This window comes from Bacillus sp. AFS073361, from assembly GCF_002567005.1.
GTDB lineage: Bacteria > Bacillota > Bacilli > Bacillales > Cytobacillaceae > Neobacillus.
This window is the reverse complement of the sequence record NZ_NUZU01000013.1, coordinates 18701-38676: the sequence shown is the minus strand read 5'-3', so window position 1 is coordinate 38676 and position 19976 is coordinate 18701. Positions and strand designations below refer to the sequence as shown.

At 37.2% G+C, this 19976-nt stretch carries 23 protein-coding genes; 8 read left to right on the top strand and 15 right to left on the bottom strand.

All coding sequences use genetic code 11. The features are described from left to right. Nucleotides 1–6: 6 nt before the first annotated feature. The 4 genes from COJ96_RS08100 to COJ96_RS08085 all read right to left on the bottom strand — a co-directional run bounded on the left by COJ96_RS08100 (nt 7) and on the right by COJ96_RS08085 (nt 3025). Nucleotides 7–939 (bottom strand): beta-ketoacyl-ACP synthase III, encoded by a 933-nt coding sequence (locus COJ96_RS08100; RefSeq protein WP_098572440.1) that lies wholly within the window; start codon nt 937–939, stop codon nt 7–9. Between the two features lie 163 nt (nt 940–1102). Next, on the bottom strand, nt 1103–1291 hold the full coding sequence (locus COJ96_RS08095; RefSeq protein WP_218936504.1) for a ComZ family protein: 189 nt from the start codon (nt 1289–1291) through the stop codon (nt 1103–1105). A 92-nt stretch (nt 1292–1383) separates the two neighbouring features. Beyond that, complete coding sequence (locus tag COJ96_RS08090; protein WP_098572438.1) at nt 1384–2223, bottom strand: hypothetical protein; 840 nt, start codon at nt 2221–2223, stop codon at nt 1384–1386. A gap of 79 nt (nt 2224–2302) precedes the next feature. Then, nucleotides 2303–3025, bottom strand: coding sequence for an alpha/beta fold hydrolase (locus COJ96_RS08085; RefSeq protein WP_098572437.1), 723 nt, complete (start codon nt 3023–3025; stop codon nt 2303–2305). A 235-nt stretch (nt 3026–3260) separates the two neighbouring features. Between COJ96_RS08085 and COJ96_RS08080 the strand changes: the two genes are divergently transcribed. Next, nucleotides 3261–3446 (top strand): YjzD family protein, encoded by a 186-nt coding sequence (locus COJ96_RS08080; protein WP_026566124.1) that lies wholly within the window; start codon nt 3261–3263, stop codon nt 3444–3446. Between the two features lie 36 nt (nt 3447–3482). On the opposite strand, the gene clpB is transcribed toward COJ96_RS08080, so the two are convergent. Together clpB and COJ96_RS08070 are read right to left on the bottom strand one after the other, a co-directional pair. Beyond that, complete coding sequence (gene clpB, locus COJ96_RS08075; protein WP_098572436.1) at nt 3483–6080, bottom strand: ATP-dependent chaperone ClpB; 2598 nt, start codon at nt 6078–6080, stop codon at nt 3483–3485. 156 nt (nt 6081–6236) lie between these two features. Further along, nucleotides 6237–6416 (bottom strand): YjzC family protein, encoded by a 180-nt coding sequence (locus COJ96_RS08070; RefSeq protein WP_026566122.1) that lies wholly within the window; start codon nt 6414–6416, stop codon nt 6237–6239. Between the two features lie 269 nt (nt 6417–6685). Between COJ96_RS08070 and COJ96_RS08065 the strand changes: the two genes are divergently transcribed. Continuing rightward, the gene (locus COJ96_RS08065; protein ID WP_098572435.1) at nt 6686–7378 is read left to right on the top strand and encodes a Crp/Fnr family transcriptional regulator; all 693 of its coding nucleotides are present in this window, start codon (nt 6686–6688) and stop codon (nt 7376–7378) included. A gap of 672 nt (nt 7379–8050) precedes the next feature. Here COJ96_RS08065 and COJ96_RS08060 read toward each other — a convergent pair. The 3 genes from COJ96_RS08060 to COJ96_RS08050 all read right to left on the bottom strand — a co-directional run bounded on the left by COJ96_RS08060 (nt 8051) and on the right by COJ96_RS08050 (nt 10702). Beyond that, on the bottom strand, nt 8051–8779 hold the full coding sequence (locus tag COJ96_RS08060; RefSeq protein WP_098572434.1) for a YwiC-like family protein: 729 nt from the start codon (nt 8777–8779) through the stop codon (nt 8051–8053). Between the two features lie 121 nt (nt 8780–8900). Continuing rightward, a complete protein-coding gene (gene mobB, locus COJ96_RS08055; RefSeq protein WP_098572433.1) occupies nt 8901–9449 on the bottom strand; it encodes a molybdopterin-guanine dinucleotide biosynthesis protein B in 549 nt (182 codons plus the stop codon). Then, nucleotides 9437–10702 (bottom strand): molybdopterin molybdotransferase MoeA, encoded by a 1266-nt coding sequence (locus tag COJ96_RS08050; RefSeq protein ID WP_098572432.1) that lies wholly within the window; start codon nt 10700–10702, stop codon nt 9437–9439. Before COJ96_RS08050 ends, mobB begins: the two co-directional genes overlap by 13 nt. A gap of 237 nt (nt 10703–10939) precedes the next feature. On the opposite strand from COJ96_RS08050, the gene ric reads away from it, so the two are divergent. Next, entirely contained in the window at nt 10940–11635 is a 696-nt protein-coding gene (gene ric, locus COJ96_RS08045) for an iron-sulfur cluster repair di-iron protein (RefSeq protein ID WP_098572431.1), read from the top strand. A gap of 66 nt (nt 11636–11701) precedes the next feature. On the opposite strand, the gene moaA is transcribed toward ric, so the two are convergent. Continuing rightward, entirely contained in the window at nt 11702–12718 is a 1017-nt protein-coding gene (gene moaA, locus COJ96_RS08040; protein ID WP_218936503.1) for a GTP 3',8-cyclase MoaA, read from the bottom strand. 283 nt (nt 12719–13001) lie between these two features. Between moaA and COJ96_RS08035 the strand changes: the two genes are divergently transcribed. Continuing rightward, complete coding sequence (locus COJ96_RS08035) at nt 13002–13700, top strand: Crp/Fnr family transcriptional regulator (protein WP_098572430.1); 699 nt, start codon at nt 13002–13004, stop codon at nt 13698–13700. Between the two features lie 83 nt (nt 13701–13783). On the opposite strand, the gene COJ96_RS08030 is transcribed toward COJ96_RS08035, so the two are convergent. Together COJ96_RS08030 and COJ96_RS08025 are read right to left on the bottom strand one after the other, a co-directional pair. Beyond that, nucleotides 13784–14914, bottom strand: coding sequence for a TIGR04053 family radical SAM/SPASM domain-containing protein (locus tag COJ96_RS08030; RefSeq protein ID WP_098572429.1), 1131 nt, complete (start codon nt 14912–14914; stop codon nt 13784–13786). Nucleotides 14915–15074: 160 nt separating this feature from the next. Beyond that, on the bottom strand, nt 15075–15383 hold the full coding sequence (locus COJ96_RS08025) for a metal-sulfur cluster assembly factor (RefSeq protein ID WP_098572428.1): 309 nt from the start codon (nt 15381–15383) through the stop codon (nt 15075–15077). A gap of 282 nt (nt 15384–15665) precedes the next feature. On the opposite strand from COJ96_RS08025, the gene COJ96_RS08020 reads away from it, so the two are divergent. The 3 genes from COJ96_RS08020 to COJ96_RS08015 all read left to right on the top strand — a co-directional run bounded on the left by COJ96_RS08020 (nt 15666) and on the right by COJ96_RS08015 (nt 16930). Continuing rightward, on the top strand, nt 15666–16478 hold the full coding sequence (locus COJ96_RS08020) for a Cof-type HAD-IIB family hydrolase (RefSeq protein WP_098572721.1): 813 nt from the start codon (nt 15666–15668) through the stop codon (nt 16476–16478). A gap of 111 nt (nt 16479–16589) precedes the next feature. Then, nucleotides 16590–16742 (top strand): hypothetical protein, encoded by a 153-nt coding sequence (locus COJ96_RS28510; RefSeq protein WP_180230019.1) that lies wholly within the window; start codon nt 16590–16592, stop codon nt 16740–16742. A gap of 2 nt (nt 16743–16744) precedes the next feature. After that, on the top strand, nt 16745–16930 hold the full coding sequence (locus COJ96_RS08015; protein WP_098572427.1) for a DUF3813 domain-containing protein: 186 nt from the start codon (nt 16745–16747) through the stop codon (nt 16928–16930). Nucleotides 16931–16965: 35 nt separating this feature from the next. On the opposite strand, the gene COJ96_RS08010 is transcribed toward COJ96_RS08015, so the two are convergent. Beyond that, nucleotides 16966–17808 carry a YitT family protein gene (locus COJ96_RS08010; RefSeq protein WP_098572426.1) on the bottom strand — a complete coding sequence of 281 codons (843 nt, stop codon included), beginning with the start codon at nt 17806–17808 and terminating at the stop codon, nt 16966–16968. A gap of 124 nt (nt 17809–17932) precedes the next feature. On the opposite strand from COJ96_RS08010, the gene COJ96_RS08005 reads away from it, so the two are divergent. Beyond that, the gene (locus COJ96_RS08005) at nt 17933–18799 is read left to right on the top strand and encodes a DegV family protein (RefSeq protein ID WP_098572425.1); all 867 of its coding nucleotides are present in this window, start codon (nt 17933–17935) and stop codon (nt 18797–18799) included. A gap of 75 nt (nt 18800–18874) precedes the next feature. Here COJ96_RS08005 and COJ96_RS08000 read toward each other — a convergent pair whose 3' ends face one another. After that, entirely contained in the window at nt 18875–19006 is a 132-nt protein-coding gene (locus COJ96_RS08000) for a DUF3941 domain-containing protein (protein WP_081825501.1), read from the bottom strand. A gap of 66 nt (nt 19007–19072) precedes the next feature. Then, complete coding sequence (locus COJ96_RS07995; RefSeq protein ID WP_098572424.1) at nt 19073–19936, bottom strand: CvfB family protein; 864 nt, start codon at nt 19934–19936, stop codon at nt 19073–19075. Nucleotides 19937–19976 lie beyond the last annotated feature (40 nt).

The following is a 19976-nucleotide window of genomic DNA, read 5'->3' as shown; positions in this document are numbered from 1 at the left end:
TGTTCTTTATCTTCCCCATTTGATTGCAATTGCACCCCAAGTTAGGCCTCCACCGAAACCTACCATGACAATAATGTCATCATCCTTAATTCTTCCCTCTTCCAAATCTTCTACAATAGAAATGGGAATCGACGCGGCAGAAGTGTTACCGTATTTATTAATGGTTTTTGACATTTTTTCAACTGGTAATTCTAATCTTTGTCTAGACGCTTCCATAATTCGAATATTTGCCTGATGAGGAATGAGGAAATCGACATCATCTTTTGATAAACCTGCTTTTTCGAGAACATTAATACAGCTTTCCCCCATTTGCCTAACAGCAAATTTGAAAACTTCTCTACCGTTCATAATAATATATTCATCCTGGTACAGATGCTTAGATCCTGTCCCATCAGCTCCAAGTTCGAAGGATAGAATTCCACGGTCTTCCGAAACAGGGCCGATAATTGTCGCTCCAGCACCGTCCCCAAATAATACTGCCGTATTGCGGTCAGACCAATCTGTAATTTTCGAAAGTTTTTCCACTCCAACGACAAGTACATATTTATAAACTTCAGTTTCAACGAATTGTTTACCCGTCACAATACCGTACATAAAACCAGCACAAGCTGCACTTACATCCATTGCTGCAGCCTTCTTTGCTCCCAATCTTTCTTGAATTCTGCATGCAACCGAAGGAAACGGAGTGTCTGGAGTTACCGTAGCTACCAATATTAAATCAATCTCTTCGGCAGTGATCCCCGCATCTTGAATCGCCTTTTGGGCAGCTTCAAATGCCATGTCTGAAGTGTTAACATCGTCGGCTGCGATTCTCCTCTCTTCAATTCCTGTCATTGTACGAATCCATTCATCAGATGTATCCATAATTTTTTCTAAATCCTTATTGGTGACAATTTTCTCTGGTAAATACCTACCGATACCTACAATCCCTGCTCTCATACGGTCCATCTCCTTTATTTATGACAACATTATATATCCTATTGTTTAATATCAATTATTATGACTTGGTCCTAATTTTATCAAATAAAGTCCATTTTAAGCAACTGTTTAAGGCAAATATTGAAAAAGAAATAAGCTCCCGCGTCCGAGAGCTTATTTCTTTTTACATTTCTTTACGCCCCTCAGCTAAACCAAGTTCGTATGCCTCTTGCATAACCTTTGAAAAAAGATCCATAAACGGCTGAATTAAATCCATTGATAATTCAACACCGGCCTTGTCCAGTTGTTCTTTAGCCTCTGGTAAGTATTTCATCGCGATCTGCATAAATTCTAAAGATTTATCCTGACTAATCATATTATCTCCTTCTAAATGTAATTAGCGAAATGAATCCTATCTTTCATCATCCCTATTTCCAACATATTCTATACAAAAATCAGGACACTTTACAACTGATTTGCATACAATCGCTGGACATGATCCTTTTGTTCCTGAATGGATTTTTTTAATGAAGTTCCTTTTTTAACGGAAACTTTTACAATGTCAGAATTCAAATCCAATGATTCATAACCATTTTTCGCCCGATGATTTTCGGCGATATTTAGATGATCAGCACATCTCAACCATTGATTCTTCTGGCCACTTTCAAGCACAAAACTACCTGGCTCTCCTGTTTCAATAATATCTACAATAGACTCTAGCGCATCATTTATAAAAAGGACATCATTGGACCATTCTCTTTCATCAGTTGTAATCTCTATTTCTTGATATTTTGAACTTAATACTTTTTGAAATAAAAAAGTATTCGATTGCCATGGGCCATAAACTGCGGGTAAGTAAATAGACTGCGTATTATTTCCTACTCCCTTTATTAAATCTAGGAATCCCTCTATTTCCTTACCCCTAAATGTACTCGTCAGAATTTGGACAGGGAGAATAAGAACATTGTTAACTTCATTCCTATTACCCTCCAGATATTGAACCATCTGCTTAGTTACATTTCCATCCTCTAAAATTTGTTCTTTTTTGCTCATAAAAAGATCATATATTGAAATGATTAGACTGGTATTGGGTGTGGATTTTTCTTGGTCAATCCCCCACTCGGATAATGATTGTTCTATTAAGTTTGCATTTCGACCTACTTCAAGCCTTTTTTCTTCTAGAAATTCTATTTGACCCGTCTCTGCTAGATGAATCCCCGTTACCTCCAGCCCTTTATTTAACAAACTCTTGCAAATATGAAAATTCACAAAGTCAAACAAACCAAAAAGAATTGCCTTGTCCATATATTTTTCCTCCCCACACTAACCTTAATGAATCCTATGCGCATCGTTAAGGAATTATTTCTTGTGGGGAGGATGAAGTTTATAAGACCGATTCATGACGGTTGAAGAACTTTATCATAATTATTGCTAGTCGTTGTTTTTTCTCTGGAAGAATAAATGTTGGATTTATCTCGGACCCACTAATTAGTTGTTGATACAATTTGGACTGGTTATAAGATTTTGCCCCAGACAAGACATGGATTATTTTAACTGGACAGTCAAATGGTTGTTTAATGTTTTCTTCCCTGCTAAGAAATGTGTTTTCAAGTACGTTCTGCTCCATTTGATGCGCTAATGATAATTCCCTCAGCAGCTTCTTATAAAAAAATTTATGTTCCTTTTCTTGTTCAAGATGATGTTTTAAGGATAGAATCGGATTAAGTAAAATAATCGACCTAATCCTGTGCTTCATCTTTTCCATTAGTTTCAAAGCAACCAATGCCCCCATACCTTCTGCCAAAACATGAATTTTGTTATTAAGGATCTCGCTTCGGATTACATGCTGATATAATCTCTCTGCGAGTTCAACAGCATTATCGCTTCCCCAGTTTCGCCCATAAAGATTCGAGGAAAAAATGGTGTACCCTTTTTCTTTTAGCTGGTTGATAATTGCCAACTTACCTTCGTTTTGTGTCCAAAAGCATTTACAGTCATCGACAAAATGCCTTTCATCTCCAAGTATTAAGATCCCAAATCCTGTGGGCTTCTCTGGGTAATGAATAATATTCCATTGGGTATCCATCTGAAAATTACGATTTTCCATCGTTAAATCTCCTTTTCCATATTTCCTCACAGTATTGTATGCCGGCATATTAAAGTTGAAAGGGGTTTTGCCTATTTATACGCGGCACAGATGGAATTCAAGCAGGAAAAAAAGAAGAAGAGCACGGTAAGCCGGAAAGGACAACTTACCACGAAAGGAAGTTTAGCTTTATCATTTCTGAATCATATGATAATATAATTAAAGATGTAAAATAGGTTGTTAGAGGTGAAGAATAATGCGATTTTTTTGGACCCTTTTCTGGTCATTTCTATTAGTGCAAATGCTTACATATGTAGTGAGCTCAATGACTGCTGGTGCAAAATATGATTTCGTTACTGGTACTGTTGCTGCAGTTGGTGTAACTATTCTAATTTACGTAGTAACTGCATTGATTCCAAATGAGCCAGTTTCCAAACATTAAAAAAAGTCATCCAAGCGGATGACTTTTTTTAATGGATCACGATTTAACAGCTAATGAAATTTCTCCATTGTTAATACCTATCTCCACTTTGGATTGATCAAGTAACTTTCCAGCAATTATTTCACGAGCAAGTTTTGTCTCGATATTTCTTTGGATAAAACGTTTTAACGGTCTAGCACCATATATTGGATCAAATCCATTTACAGCAATAAATTCTTTAGCTTCCTCATTGATGAAAATATCTATTTGTTGATGTTTTAAACGATTCTGCAATTCTCTCATCATTTTTGCAACAATATTCTTTATCGCGTCTAGTGATAGTGGCTTAAAGAGAATTGTTTCGTCTATGCGATTTAAAAACTCTGGTCGGAAATGCCCCCTCAATTGACTCATCACTTTTTCTCGTACCACATCAGAGATTTCACTTTCATTTTCACTTCGTTCTAGCAAAAATTGTGAGCCAATATTTGATGTCATAATTATCACTGTATTTTTAAAGTCAACTACACGCCCTTGCGAGTCTGTAATTCTTCCGTCATCAAGCGCTTGAAGGAGAATATTAAAGACCTCAGGATGGGCTTTTTCAATTTCATCCATTAAGATAACCGAGTATGGTCTTCTCCTCACTGCTTCCGTTAATTGTCCGCCTTCTTCGTAGCCAACATATCCAGGGGGTGCACCAATCAAGCGGGAAACGGCATGCTTCTCCATATACTCAGACATATCAATCCGGACTATATGTTCTTCACTGTCGAATAAAGACTCCGCAAGGGCTTTTGCTAACTCCGTTTTTCCAACCCCAGTTGGACCTAAAAATAAAAATGATCCTATTGGCCGGTTAGGGTCTTTAATTCCAGCACGAGCCCTTAGGACCGCATCTGCCACTAAATTTACAGCTTCATTCTGACCAATCACTCTTTCATGAAGGATCGATTCTAATCGGAGCAGCTTCTCTCTTTCGCCTTCGACTAGTTTAGAAAGCGGAATTCCTGTCCATCTAGATACGATGTTCGATATTTCTTCACCTGTTACTTCTTCACGAAGTAATTTTTCATCCTTAACTGAGGCGGTTTCAAGTTCCTTCAGTTCTTTTTCTGCTAATGGAATTTGACCATGCCGAAGTTCTGCCGCACGATTTAAATCATATTTATCCTCTGCTTGTTGAAGTTCCCTGCGAAGTTTCTCTAAATTCTCCCTTTTCTCCTGCAATTTCTGAATACTTTGTTTCTCATGCAGCCATTTTGCCTTCATTTCATTAGCTGTCTCTTTTAGGTCAGCAAGTTCCTTTAGAAGTACTTCCAGCCGTAACTTGCTTCCTTCATCCACCTCTTTACTTAAAGCTGCTTCTTCAATTTCTAATTGCATAACTCTTCGTGTTACTTCATCCAATTCTGTTGGCATGGAATCTATTTCAGTCCGGATTAAAGCACATGCTTCGTCAACAAGATCAATGGCTTTATCGGGCAAGAACCGATCCGTAATATAACGATCTGATAATGTTGCCGCTGCCACCAAAGCATGATCATGGATTTTTACACCATGGTGTACTTCATACCGCTCTTTTAAGCCTCGTAGTATTGAAATAGTATCTTCTACGTTTGGTTCTTGGACGAGTACCTGCTGAAATCTTCGTTCAAGTGCAGGATCTTTTTCAATATATTTTCGGTGTTCATCAAGTGTTGTTGCTCCTATGCAATGAAGTTCACCACGTGCAAGCATCGGTTTTAACATATTTCCAGCATCCATTGCACCTTCCGTTTTCCCTGCGCCAACAATCGTATGAATTTCATCGATAAATAATAAGATCCTGCCTTCACTCTTTTTAACTTCATTTAATACGGCCTTTAATCGTTCTTCAAACTCACCCCTAAATTTTGCACCTGCAATTAACGCACTCATATCTAGTGAAAAAATGGTTTTATCCTTTAAACCCTCTGGAACATCTTTTCGAACAATCCTTTGTGCCAGCCCTTCTACTATGGCTGTTTTTCCTACACCAGGTTCACCGATTAAGACCGGATTATTCTTTGTTTTTCTTGATAAAATCCTAATGACATTTCGGATTTCAGAATCACGTCCAATAACAGGATCCACTTTTCCTTCTCTAACCTCTGCAACAAGATCCCGTCCATATTTTTTTAAGGCATCGTATCCTGCTTCGGGATTTTGTGATGTCACTCTTTGATTCCCCCTTATATCTTTTATCGCTTGTAAAACATGCTCTGGCTGCTTTCCTAAAGCTCGTAATATCTTTCGCATTTCTGTGTCATCTGAATATGCCGCAGCTAACAGAATATGCTCGACAGATAAATATTCATCTGAAAATTTTTGCATATATTCTTCAGCTTTTACAAGTAACTTTTGCAGCCTTGCTGTAATATATAGTTTTCCTTGTTCAACACCGCTGCCTGTAACCACTGGTTTTTTTGACAGAGATTCCATAAGGTTCTTTTTGGTTCTTTCAGAAGATACTCCTGCTCTCTCTAATATGCTAGAAATGAGGCTATCTTCATGCTCCATTAACGAGATAAATAAATGAGGTTCATCAATCTCTTGATGATTTTTCTTTACCGCTACCGATTGGGCATCCATCATTCCTTTCTGTAACCGTTCTGTCATTCGATTCATATCCATTTTTCAACACCCTCTTTGACCAAGTTTGACCTTTATTTTTATTATAAAACAATCCCGTCTAAAAAGGAAATTTTCTCGGTTTAGATAATACAGTCTTTAGTCCAGAGTTACACAAAAGAAAAAGCCACCCAATGGATGACCTTTTCTGTATTAAATTTATGGTTTTCTCTGATATGTCCAAACTCGTTCATCATTGGAAGTCTCTGGGAAGGCATCCCCTGCTTTTAACTTGATCTTTTTCGGATTATTGACATTGCTTCCCGTATCTCCTACTTCAATATAAACACCATTATTAGGTGCTTTACTTCCAGATTTAAACTGGCGATTTTGACCCATTCTTTTTCCCTCCTTTTCTTCACATTGTTATTATTTCCGTTTCAGGCTCTATCATTATTGGCATTTCTTACAAATTCCTATACTAATCGACATTATTTCCTAAGAAATAAACAAAGTCGGCACGAAGTTATGACGATTGTATGAACTTATTACTCATTTATTGCTAATTATTCTTTGTTAACAATATAATTATAGTATTATCTTGTAAATCTAACCTTGACTGTCAATTTTTTAGACAAATTTTCGTACCTTTAAAGGTGGTTATGAGTATGCAGTCAGTAAGAGAAATACCGGTAACACTGTCCCATCTTTTTGATACAGTTCACCATATAAAGAAAGTTGAAAAAGGGAATTTTTTATTTCAGGAAGGTTCTACTGCTGATGAATTGTACATAGTACAAAGTGGAATTCTTCAAATCAGCAAAATCATTCCTGATGGAAGGGAGCTCACTCTGAGAATGTGCTCGAGTGGTGATTTTGTCGGTGAATTAAATTTATTCTCCCCTTCTTCCAGATATTTATTAAGTGCTCGTGTCGTTGAGAGTGGAGAGGTAGCCGTTATTATGAAAGACACACTTGAAGAAAGACTATCACAAAACCAATCACTTTCATTCGAGTTCATCAAGTGGATGAGCCAACAATACCGAAAGACTCAAACAAAGTTCCGTGATTTGGTACTTCACGGTAAAAAAGGGGCTTTGTACTCCACACTTATTCGAATTACCAATAGTTATGGTATCAAGACCAATAAAGGAATACTAATCGAGCTGCCGCTTACCAATCAGGAGTTAGCCAATTTTTGCGGTACTTCACGGGAAGTTGTCAATCGCTTGTTAAGCGATTTACGAAAGAACGGAATTGTATCCATTGAAAAGGGCATGATTACCATTCATGATTTAGACTATTTAAAAAGGGAAATCGATTGTGAGGACTGTCCAATAGAAATCTGTAAAGTGGATTAGGAATTCTTTAAGCAAAAAAATCGGTCATTTGACCGATTTTCAGGTTATCGAAACTTTCGATAGCCTTTTTATTTTAATATTTAGGCTTTGCGACAAGTCTGTTGATTTCCACTCCAGGTGCTTCGCTTTCCGCGGGCGTGCCGGCGAGCCTCCTCGTCGCTGCGCTCCTGCGGGGTCTCCCCTGCCCCGTACTCCCGCAGGAGTCTTCGCACCTTCCGCTCCAATCAACAGTTGTAGTAATAAAGATCTACAACTCAATAAATAATAATTCAATTTTTAAGCCAAAAGAATATAACCAAATTGAATATGAATATGTCTTTAATGATGAATGAACAGGTTCTCCTTACTGTAGCTTTCAAAAGTATAATAAAGATTGCAAAATTTGGCTAGGGTAGCAAAAGTGTGTGGCAATGCTTGGGTTGACTTGACACCCTGTTGATTGGAGCGGAGGACACTCGACTCCTGCGGGATATAGAGGTCACTGGAGACCCCGCAGGCGCCAATGCGCCGAGGAGGCTCCAGGACCTCCCCGCGGAAAGCGAGTGCCCGGAGCGGAAATCAACAGGCCCAATAGCAGGGACAAAATCAAAAAATTGTTTCAGATAAAGAAAAAAAATAGCCGAGAAAAGTTCCCTTTCTCGACAATCTGAATTGGTCATTTGACCGATTTTTTTATGTTAATATGCTTAGTTGGATGGCTGATATCGTAAAGAATACTGCTGAATTAATGATTTCGTAAATGCCAATTTGTTTTGGGGATAAGGACCTGCCGTAAAAACCAATTGCTCTTAGTAAACTAGGGATAAATGCTAAAGCAACTATCCAGACACCAAAACCGAAGCAAGAAATGACTAACACAATATGGTAAAACCATGAAATCCATTTAAATTGAGTGTTCTTCTTTTCCCTAATCATTGTTTTTACATAAAAGGTACAACCAACAAAAAATAGAACCGATGTTAAAAAGGTGAAAATAAGTGTCTCGAAATTTATTTCTCCATCTGTTAAAAAACTGCTTGCTAATCCGGCAATTGAAAAGGCAAAAACCGCACTGAGATCATTCATAAACGCCCGGTCTTGATTCTTTGAAGTATAAATAGCATTAATTATAAAAAACGGCAGCATCAGAAGGCCAAAATATATTATTGTCGGTCTTTCCAACAAAGGAAAAAGTAAAAATAGCAGCGAGGGAATCATGTATAAAAGAGTCCATTTAGTATAAAAAGTGAGTTTTTTCCTTTTACATAAAAGGAGCATCGGATAGGTTGCCAAGTACAATAAGAGCCAGCCGATGAAAAACGGGATATGTTGCCAAATAAATCCCCCATTAATAACACCAAGCCAAAAAGGGATGATTAGCATTGCCCATGCACCATGTTGTTTCGGTAAAAATAACTTCATTATTTTCACTCCTTTATCCTAACTAGCCTAAATATAAGCTAGCTAAGCAAAAAAATATGTGAAACACATCACATACCCCCCAAAAAAAAGAAGGCTATCGCCTTCTCTTTGTGACATTTTCTTAACTATTTTGATCTATTTTTTGTACAAGTTCTTGAAGTAATTTCAAAGTCCAAGTTATCGCCCTTTTATCATCAATATGAAAGCAAGGAATATTGGTTCTCAACGTGATTACCTTTTCCATTTTATCTTTCCAGTATACAATAGCAGCAATATTGGAAACGCTTTTTAATAAAGAAAAGTCATTTTCATCTCTTAATAACAGCAACTTTGGAAAAGCCTCTAGTTTGTAGCCTTCGATTAAAATCACATCTGGCTGAAAAAACTTCATCAATTCTATCTGGTCTTCAAGTGAATAATAATGGTTCTCGGCTTGGAGGAGCAAACTTCCATCTCCTTCGACGATTGATGCAATTGCTCCTGCCTTTATATGTTTTTCTGTATCTTTCAGAGGTAGATAGTCTGGTCTGCCACCATGTCCGTGGTGCTTTATGGTAACTGTTTTTACCCCATTTTCTGTTAAAAGATTAATCAACTTTGAAGTAATTGTTGTCTTTCCACTATTTTGATACCCGACCACTTGAAAGATGACAGGAGTTACCAAGGCCATTCACTGCCAACTTGATCTTCAAGCAGCAGAACATCTACTTCACTGCCAGCAGCATAGCCTCTGGTTCCGCCCGGAAGAATCATCAAGGAATTAGCTCCAGAAAGGCTCATAATGATGTTAGACTTGTCCAGCCCACTCGGTGTGGCCTTAAGTCTTCCCGCATCGATAAATGTTGAACTTCGAACAAACCTAGTGAATGGATTTGCTTTAGGAAAATCCACTTCTAAAAGAGCTTTTTCAATTCGAAGATGCGGTTTTTCTGAAAATAGCATTCTTCGGATGATGGGACGGGCAAACAATTCGAACCCTACATAACATGCTGATGGATTTCCCGAAAGCCCAAATAGAAGTTTGCGATTATACTGTGCCACCGTCGTCACACTTCCAGGCCGCATGGCAACTTTATTAAAGAAAACCTCCGCACCAAGCTTTTCATAAATAGCAGGCAGATAATCAAAATCACCCACTGAAACCCCGCCGGTTGTAATTAACAAGTCAACATCGTTTAATGCATTTTTCACTGCTTCAAAGCAAGTTTCAAACTCATCCGGAAGTTTGCCTAAATAGCGGACAATCCCTCCTGCTCTTTCTATTTGCGCTGCAATCATATGGGAATTACTGTTTCGAATTTTCCCAGGAACTAGGGGCTCGTTCACCTCTAATAATTCCGTCCCTGTGGCAAATAAACCTACAAGAGGTTTTTTTGCAACGGATACACGGTCATATCCAAATGTCGCAAGCATGGCTTGTATCCCTGGATTGATCAACGTCCCTTTTCTTACCAAAATTTCTCCTTGCCTAGCATCCTCTCCACTGAATGAAACATTATCGCCTTTTTTAAAGCTGCGTTTAATTGACATATAGGGAATTCCATTCTTTTCGTACCCCTGTGTAAGTTCGAACATAACCACTGCATCTGTACCCTCAGGCATCATCGCTCCAGTCATAATTCTTACAGCTTGGAATGCACCAATTACTTTTTTTGAAACCATGCCAGCTCCAATATGATCGACAACTTCAAACTCAACAATATTCGTTTGTGAGGCATCACAGGTATCGATTGACCTGACAGCAAAGCCATCGTAGGGAGCCCGATCAAAATGAGGAACATCGCTTGTCGCTATTAAATCCTCAGATAAAAAGCGGCCATAGCTTTCATTTATTGAAATCAGTTCGGTTACACCCGGTAATTGATATTCCATAATTTTTTGGACAGCTTCCCCAACGGGTATTGGTTTTCTTCTTTCAAACAAAATCATCAACTCCTGCCTTAACCATATTTATTTTTGATATGTATCATTAATCATTGAATATTCATTATAAGCTTATTAGAAACTTAGAAACATATCAAATGTCACAATTCAAAGGAATTCAGACATAAAAATGTAAATCATATCGAATGTGTGATTTAGGTCACCAAATTTTTTGCTTTTTTACATTATGATTATCGTAGATTTACTCAACAGGATTTTTTTAAGGAGGAATATACGATGAGTTTCACTATTACTGCAAATTCATTAGTTAAAGATATTGTAAATGAATTACCAAAAACAAGTGATGTGTTTAAAAAGAACAGGATTGATTTTTGCTGTGGAGGGAACATTCCACTAGCAACTGCTGTTTCACAAAATAATCTTAATCTCGATACTTTATTAGCGGAATTAAAAGAAGTATTTGAAACATATGAAAATGCCGAAAAAGACGTTGATGTTTGGACTAACTCTGATTCAACTACAATAATTAATCATGTCATCTCCAATTACCATCGTGTATCAGAAGAGGAACTATCGATGCTTAGTCCGTATGTAACAAAAGTATCACGTGTACACGGTGATAACCACCCCGAATTATTACAGGTGAATGAACTCTTTTATGAATTTAAAAAAGAATTGATGGAACATATGGCAAAAGAGGAAGCTGTTGTATTTCCTTTAATTAAGCAGCTGGCCGATGGAACGGTTGAGAACCGAGAAGAAGCTATTGAAATGATTGTTGAATTAGAAAAAGAACATGACCATGCCGGAGAAATTTTAAGGAAAATTCGTGCTGTTACATCTGACTTTACTCTTCCTTTGGATGCTTGTGGTACGTATCGTCTTGTTTATGCCCGTTTAGAAGCATTAGAAGGATTAACTTTTATGCATGTGCATCTTGAAAACAACATTCTATTTCCTAGATATATTTGATGATAAAAACAGTCTGTATCCCAGGCTGTTTTTCATTTGAAAAAACTCTCTTCTGATGAAGAGAGTTTAACCGCCAATATAAGACATTTCTATTTTTTTACGATTTTTGTACGTTTCGGCAGTTCTTTCGTCTGAATATCGATCATCTCGACCATTCCAAATCGCAGTTACTCGTTCCCGGATTTCTGCATCCGTGGCACCATTTCTCATAAAGTTACGAATATCATGCCCATTCCCATTAAACAAACATGTAAAAATCTGACCATTCGCTGATAAACGAGACCGTGTACAACTTGTGCAAAAAGATTCAGACACAGAAGTAATGAATCCCACATTCACATCTTTATCTTTATAACGATATAGTTTCGCCACTTCCCCATAATAGGCAGGGTCTACTGGCTCGAGCTCAAATCGTTCTTTTAATAGATAATAAATCTGTTTCTTAGTAATGACATCATCCATTTTCCAGCCATTTGTAGAGCCAACATCCATATATTCGATATAACGCAACTCCAGTCCATTCTCTTTGCAATATTCTGCCATAGGAATGATTTCAGTATCATTCAAGCCTTTCTTTACAACCATATTAATTTTGACCCCAAGCCCAGCTTGTTTGGCAGCTTCAATGCCCTCCAATACAGGTCCAGTGGCTACCCCGCGCCCGTTAATTTCCCCAAACAATTCATCATTTAAAGTATCAAGGCTGACATTAACGCGTTTAAGACCGGCATTCTTTAACTCTTTTGCCAATTTTGGCAAGAGTACACCGTTTGTCGTTAATCCGATATCATGTAAATCCTCAATTGCGGATAATTTCTTAACAAGAATAGGTAAATCTTTCCGAAGAAGAGGCTCCCCTCCTGTTAAACGAATTTTTTCCACTCCCAAACTTACAAATATTTTCGCAAGGCGTTCAATCTCTTCATATGACAGCAAAGCGCTTTTTGGAAGAAATTCAAAATCAGGCCCGAATTGGTCTGCTGGCATACAGTACTGGCAGCGGAAATTGCATCGATCGATGACAGAAATCCTTAAGTCATGCAAGGGTCTATTTAATTTATCTTTAATAATGGTTTTTCCCATTAATCTCAACTCCATTATTTTTAAGGAACCTGTTTTTAGTGTATCAGTCATTCGTAGAAAAGACTGTTACATTATTCACTATGACAATACTTATAATTGTATAAGTCTTATCTTAGCAGAAGTTTGCCTATCTAGAAATACTTTAGGTCCTTATAAGTTTTCACTATATTGTCATTGTTTACTTCTATTTTATGCCTTCTAATAGGATAAAATATTATTAACAAACAAATCATGAAGATTTCAAAATAGATGGTTATTAAAATGATGCGTAGAGGTGAAACCGATGACAATACCAATGAAACCAACTCATTCCATTGAAATAAAAGAATTACTTAGATTTGCAGATCGGAAATTTAAAAGTGAAAGAGGAAGCTTTTTATTTCAAGAAGGAATGGTTGCTGAAGAACTTTATATTATCATTTCTGGAAAAGTTCAAATTAGTAAAATCACATCAGATGGTCGTGAACTTTCGTTAAGAATTTGTGGAGAAAATGATATTTGCGGAGAATTAACCCTATTTACGGATAATCCTAGGTATTTATTGAGTGCAATGGTTCTTGAAGAAGGAGAAGTTGCTGCAATAAAAAAAGATGTCATTGAAAGCGAAATTTTTCAAAATAGTAAACTTGCCTTTGAATTCATGAAATGGATGAGTGATCATTTCCGTAAAACGCAAACAAAGTTTCGCGATCTTGTCCTAAATGGGAAACGAGGGGCACTATTTTCAACTCTTATCCGAATGACAAATAGTTATGGTATTCAAAAAGATAACGGAATTCTAATTGATCTTCCGCTTACAAACCAAGAACTGGCTAATTTCTGCGGTACATCCCGTGAAAGTACAAACCGGATTCTAAGTGAACTAAAAAAGGATAAAATCATTTCTGTTAAAAAAGGAAAAATATCCATTTTGGATTTACAATACTTAAAAAATGAAATCGATTGTGAAAATTGTTCGGCAGTCTATTGCAATATTGAATAGTATGGCATGCCGTCTTTTTTTATTTTCCATAACATTACAGACAAGGCTGTCTCATTATAATGGGCCAGCCTTGTCCTATTTATCTAATTATCCTGAACTTGCTTCTCTCTTAATGCTTTTGGAATATAAACGCAGAATGGCTCGCTTTCTAGATAATCTCCTGTCATCGCATAGGCCCTTGACCTTGACCCTCCGCACACATGACGGAATTCACAAACACCGCATTTTCCTTTAAAGAGGTCAGGGTTCCTTAGTGATTTAAATATTGGTGATTCACGGTAAATTTCTGCCAAGGGGGTTTCACGAATATTCCCCGCTTTCACTGGTAATAGTCCACTTGGATATACATCTCCAATATGGGAGATAAAAACAAAACCGTTACCATCATTAACACCTTTTGGAGCCCGTCCCAATCCGTCAATGGAACCTGTTAATCCTTTTTCTGTTAAAGCACTTAAATACTCGATATCATCGGTTGTTTCTTTCGCTTCACGCATTTTCTGTTGAATCACAACCCGTCGGTAGTGCATTGCCTCTGTCGTTTTGATATCAAAAGAAACGCGCTTACTTAAATCGTATAACCATCTGAAAACTTTTTCATGTTGAACAGGAGAAATCATATCCGATTCTTGACCTCTTCCTGTTGGAACTAGGAAAAAGACACTCCAAAGCACACAGCCTAATTCCTCTACCATTTTTGCCATTTCATCAAGATAGTCAATATTGTAACGGGAAATTACCGTATTAATTTGAATAGGTAATCCTACTTCATGCAAATATTTTATTTTTTCCATGGTAAGGTCGAAGGAACCTGCCGTTCCCCTAAAATGATCATGAATCTCGGCTTTAGGACCATCGATACTAAATGCCCAACGTGCTAGACCGACTTCTTTCGCCTTTTCAATAGCTTCTTTGGTTACATTCGGTGTCGCACTTGGCGTCATTGATACCCGTACACCTTTTTCAACTGCATATTTTGCAATTTCAAAAACATCTTCTCTCATCAACGGGTCCCCGCCTGTAAAAACAAGCATTGGATTGTTCATTTCATATATTTGATCAATTAAATTTTTTCCTTCTTCTAACGATAGTTCACGTGGATCTCTTCTATACTGGGCATCCGCACGGCAGTGCAGGCACTTTAATTGGCAAGCTCTAGTGAGTTCCCAAATAACGATAAATGGGTCTTTATTAAAATCTCGGCTAAAATTCATATTGAATATGCCTCCTAATACTGGCTTTTAATCAGATAGCCTTATAAAATGTATTATAAAGGTGGTTATGTTCGAAAAAAGTGAACTTTCTCACATTCCAAGCAAATAAATATGTCTAAAAAATGAAGAATAAAAAAACAGCAGAAAATTCTGCTGTTTTCTAGCGAATACCTAAGGCAATTTTCGCATAACGTGACATCATATCTTTATTCCAAGGAGGATTGAAAACAATATTTACTTCAACCTCTTTTATTTCTGGGATATCAGCCAATGCTCGTTTAACTTGGTCCACAATCGTACCCGCAAGCGGGCAGCCCATTGATGTTAATGTCATCGTAATGGTTACGTTCCCTTCTTCATCCATTTCCGTATCATATACTAACCCTAAGTTTACGATATCTACTCCTAGTTCAGGGTCAATAACTAACTCTAACGCACCCAATATATTCTCTTTTAGTTCTTCATTCATTTTTCTTTCACTCCTCAAATGTCTTTGACCTAAAATTATTATAGCAAATATCTTTGATATCATTAAAATTGAGACTTCATAAAAAAAAGTATATAGTTTTTTTATACCTTTGGGTGTGAATTTTTTTACAGTTTCGTTATAAACTTGTTAACATAGTGAATATAGAAATAATAAGGGTCCTTGGAGTATGAAGATTCTTTATTAGCAGTGTATCATAAATATAAAATTTTTCCTAAAGCACCATTTATATTAGCGATGAAATTAATATTAGAAGGAGTTCTTATGGCAAATAGACACTTAATTGCATTAGATTTAGATGGAACTTTATTGAAAGATGATAAGACGATATCTTTAAAAACAAAAGAAATTATTAAAAAGGCAAGAGAATTAGGTCATATCGTCATGATTGCAACGGGGCGGCCTTTTCGTTCCTGCGAGATGTACTATCGTGAATTGAATTTAGACACACCGATTGTTAATTTTAATGGTGCGTTTATGCATTACCCCGGAAAGCCAAACTGGGGCTATCACCAACCACTAGATATCAAGGTTGCACATGAAATTGTTGAAGCGTGCAGGAGCTTTCATTTTCATAATATTATCGCTGAAGTAATTGATGATGTGTATTTCCACTATCATGATGAAAAGCTTTTAGACATTTTTAATTTTGGAAATCCTAATATTACTACCGGAGATTTAGCCGATTATTTAAAGGAATCACCAACAAGTTTGTTAATTCATACAGATGAAGATCAGTTAAAAACCATTCGCGATCATTTATCCGCAGTCCATGCGGAAGTGATTGACCACCGTAGTTGGGCAGCACCTTGGCATGTGGTTGAGATTATTAAAGTTGGCTTAAACAAGGCTGTCGGGCTAAAAAAAGCGTCTGATTACTTTGGCATTCCTGCTGAGCGGGTTATTGCGTTTGGCGACGAAGACAACGACTTAGAAATGCTTGAATATGCCGGACACGGAATTGCGATGGGAAATGCCATTGATAAGGTAAAAAACATTGCCAATCATGTTACCTTAAGCAATGAAGAAGATGGAGTGGGAAAATATTTGGCAGATTTGTTAAATATAAAATTTTAACCCCGTTCGCCATTGTTTACCTAAATGAACATCCCCATTTTGGTACATACTATTTTTTGAGGCAGCGATGCTGTTTCAAAAAGAAGCCTTGAGCATATTGGAGGGATTCGAATGGGTAAACGAAACAAATCAAAACGCTTTGTCCAGCAAGGAGCGGATACGGTCAGTAAACATGCGGAACGTATTCCCTATCACATGACCTATGCTGAAGCGGAAGCTCAGAAGATGGCCAATGTGCAAGAATCCTCGCTTGGAGGAATATAATCATGGGAAACCAATTGTTCCAAGAAGCACGAAGATTTGTTGAAATGGCAAACTCAGCCAACCCTGCTGAACTTGATTCTGCTGTGGCGAAAGCGAAAAATGCATTAAGTTCTGCTTATGCAAATTCCACTGTAGCAGAGCAGGCACAGCTCCAACAAATGCAACAAGAGCTTGATCAACTGTCTTAACAGAAAAGCGGAAGCGCCAAGGCGTTTCCGCTTTTCTACTCTTTTCGAAAGAAGCCATAAATGTTTGTTGTTTGTATGATATTTGTAAATGCATTTGGATCTACTTCCTTAAGGATTCTTTCCAAATCAAACAGTTCGTATCGTGTAATGACGATCATTAACATTTCTCTCGCTTCGTTTGAAAATGCCCCTTTGGCAGGAAGGATTGTAATTCCTCTTACAAGTTTTTCTTGTATGGCTTTTTTCATTACATCCGCCTTTTTTGTAATAATCATTGCCGTAAGTTTTGCATGCCTAGTATGGATAGCGTCAATCACTCTTGTCGAAGTATATAATGTTACAAGCGTATAAAGAGCTTTTTCCCAGCCATACAAAAATCCTGCTGTTAAAATAATCACTCCATTTATGACCAACATATAGGGTCCAATCGGCTTGTCTTTCATTCTCGATAAAACCATAGCAATGATGTCTACACCGCCTGTTGATGCTCCCCATTTCAACGTAATTCCAACACCAACGGCTTGGATGACTCCACCAAAAACTGCATTTAGAAGGATATCATTTGAAACCTGTTTAATTGGGATAAGTATCAAAAATAATGAAGACAGTGCAACGCTAATAAAGCTGTAGACTGTAAAAGATTTTCCTACCTTTTTCCATCCTAAAATAGCCACAGGAATATTCAGCAATAATAATAAAAATCCTAGAGACACATTTATTGGTGTATAGTCACTTAACACTTTTGAAAGTAATTGGGCTATTCCTGTAAATCCACTTGAGTAAATATTTGCAGGTACCAAAAATAAATTCATCGCTAAGGCGCCCAACAAGGAACCCGCTGCTACCACTCCAAGCTTCTTTATCTGAAGCCAAATCATATCTATTACCCCTTTACCTGAGAGAATATGAATCCATTGAAATGTTTTCTGTGATAGATAATTGTATTTTTATTGTTAAACCGATAAACTGAAACTATAAATTGTTTGAAAGCAGGTGAGCTATATGCAGGTACGAATACTAGCTGATAGCGCATGCGATTTACCAAAAAGTTTTTATGAAGAGCACCAAGTGACATTATTTCCTTTAAAAGTAGAGATTAATGGCAATGAGTATGAAGATGTAAAATCCATTGATCCGAACACTGTATATGAAACAATTCGTAGTGGAATTGTTCCAAAAACATCTCAAGTCTCTCCACTTCTGTTCGAGGAAGTATTTACCGAAATGGCAGAAAAAGGTGAAGACGGGATATACATAGCCTTTTCTTCAGAATTATCTGGTACATATTCAACTGCTGTTATGATTCTTGACCAAGTGAAGGAAAAATATCCAAATTTTAATTTAACAATTGTCGATACCAAATGTGCTTCGCTTGGAATTGGTCTTGTGGTTCGAGAAGCAGCCGTTCTTGCTGCTAAAAATATTGAAAAAGAAAAAATCTTAGAAGATATACAATTTAGATGCACTCATATGGAACATCTTTTTACAGTGGAAGATCTTGATTATTTAGCAAAAGGAGGGCGTGTATCCAAAGCCTCTGCATTTCTAGGAGGATTATTGAATATTAAGCCTATCCTCAATGTAGAGGACGGCAGACTCGTCCCAATTGAAAAAATACGCGGGAAGAAAAAAGTGATGCGACGGATCATTGAAATCATGAAGGACCGCGGCTCAGAAATGAATAATCAAGTTATTGGAATTAGCCACGCGGATTGTGAAGAATACGCTATAGAAATGAAAGTGATGATTGAAGAAGAATTCCATCCGATCGAAGTTTTTATATCATCAATCGGTTCGGCTATTGGGTCCCATACAGGTGCTGGTACCATCTCCATTTTCTTCTTAAATAAAATACCAAAAAGTGAGTGAGGCGGATTCCTCACTCACTTTGAAAATTGTCTAGCTCCAGGCCATACGCCGCTGAACAGGGCGCTTCCGCTTTTCTTATTTATGATCTGTCTTCTTGGAATATTGATTTTTTCCAGCTTGACGGTTTTTTTCACGCATCATATTCTTTTCATGGCGAAGGGCATTGTTGTCTTTCGCTTTTTTGTCGTTGTCTGAAGTGTGCGGCATAACCTTACCCCTTTCAAATAGTTTCACACTTAGTTTCTGTCAATTTGAAAAGAGTATGTAAAAACATTAATCTTTCTTCACATATGTCCAGCTGCCCTCTTGGTATACCCTGCCCTCCTTCATAAGTTTTCCAAGCGCTCTTTTAAAGGCACCTTTACTTAAGTTAAATCGATCTTTGATATCTTCAGGCATGCTTTTATCGTTATATGGCATAGCACCATTTCTGCTCATCAAATACTCATAAATTCGTTCCGCATCAACATCTTGCGTTTCCTCTTTTCTTGCCAGCAAGGAAACATTGATCGTACCATCTTCTTTTACATCAATAATCCGGCCTTCAACTTTTTCTCCAATCCGCGGCTCTTGCTGTCTTTGCGACTCATGTATGAATCCTTTAAAACCTTCGATGGTGTAGATCCAACTTCCGACTTTAGCCGTTCTATAAATATGTCCTTGCACATTTTTATTAAAATTTGCTCTTGTTGCTTTTACAGAAATAGATTCAATCACTGGGTCCGTGGCTAGCTTTGCGTAAAGGAGATAATTGCTGCTTAGCTTTAAGGTAATATAAACTAAATCTCCAGGTTTGGGCCAAACGGATTTATGTACAGGCAAATCATCAATACCTAACAAGATATCCTTTGGAAGTCCAATATTTAAAAAGACACCAATCCTTGGATTTGAGTCGGTTACCTTCACCCAAGCATAATGTCCAATCGCTATTTCAGGAATATTGGTTGAAGCAGAGATTCGACCTTCTGAATCAACATATAGAAAAACCTCAACTTGATCATTTTCTTCAAATTCTTGATGGGCTTGATTAAAATGAAGTAATACATCTTCATTTCCATCTGTTAAAAAATACCCAAACGAAGCTTTCCTAGCTACAGTTAATGTGGTTGTTTGACCAATTAATTCATTTAAAGACATATATATATCCTCTTTTCTTTTCACGGAGAATTAGTTTATC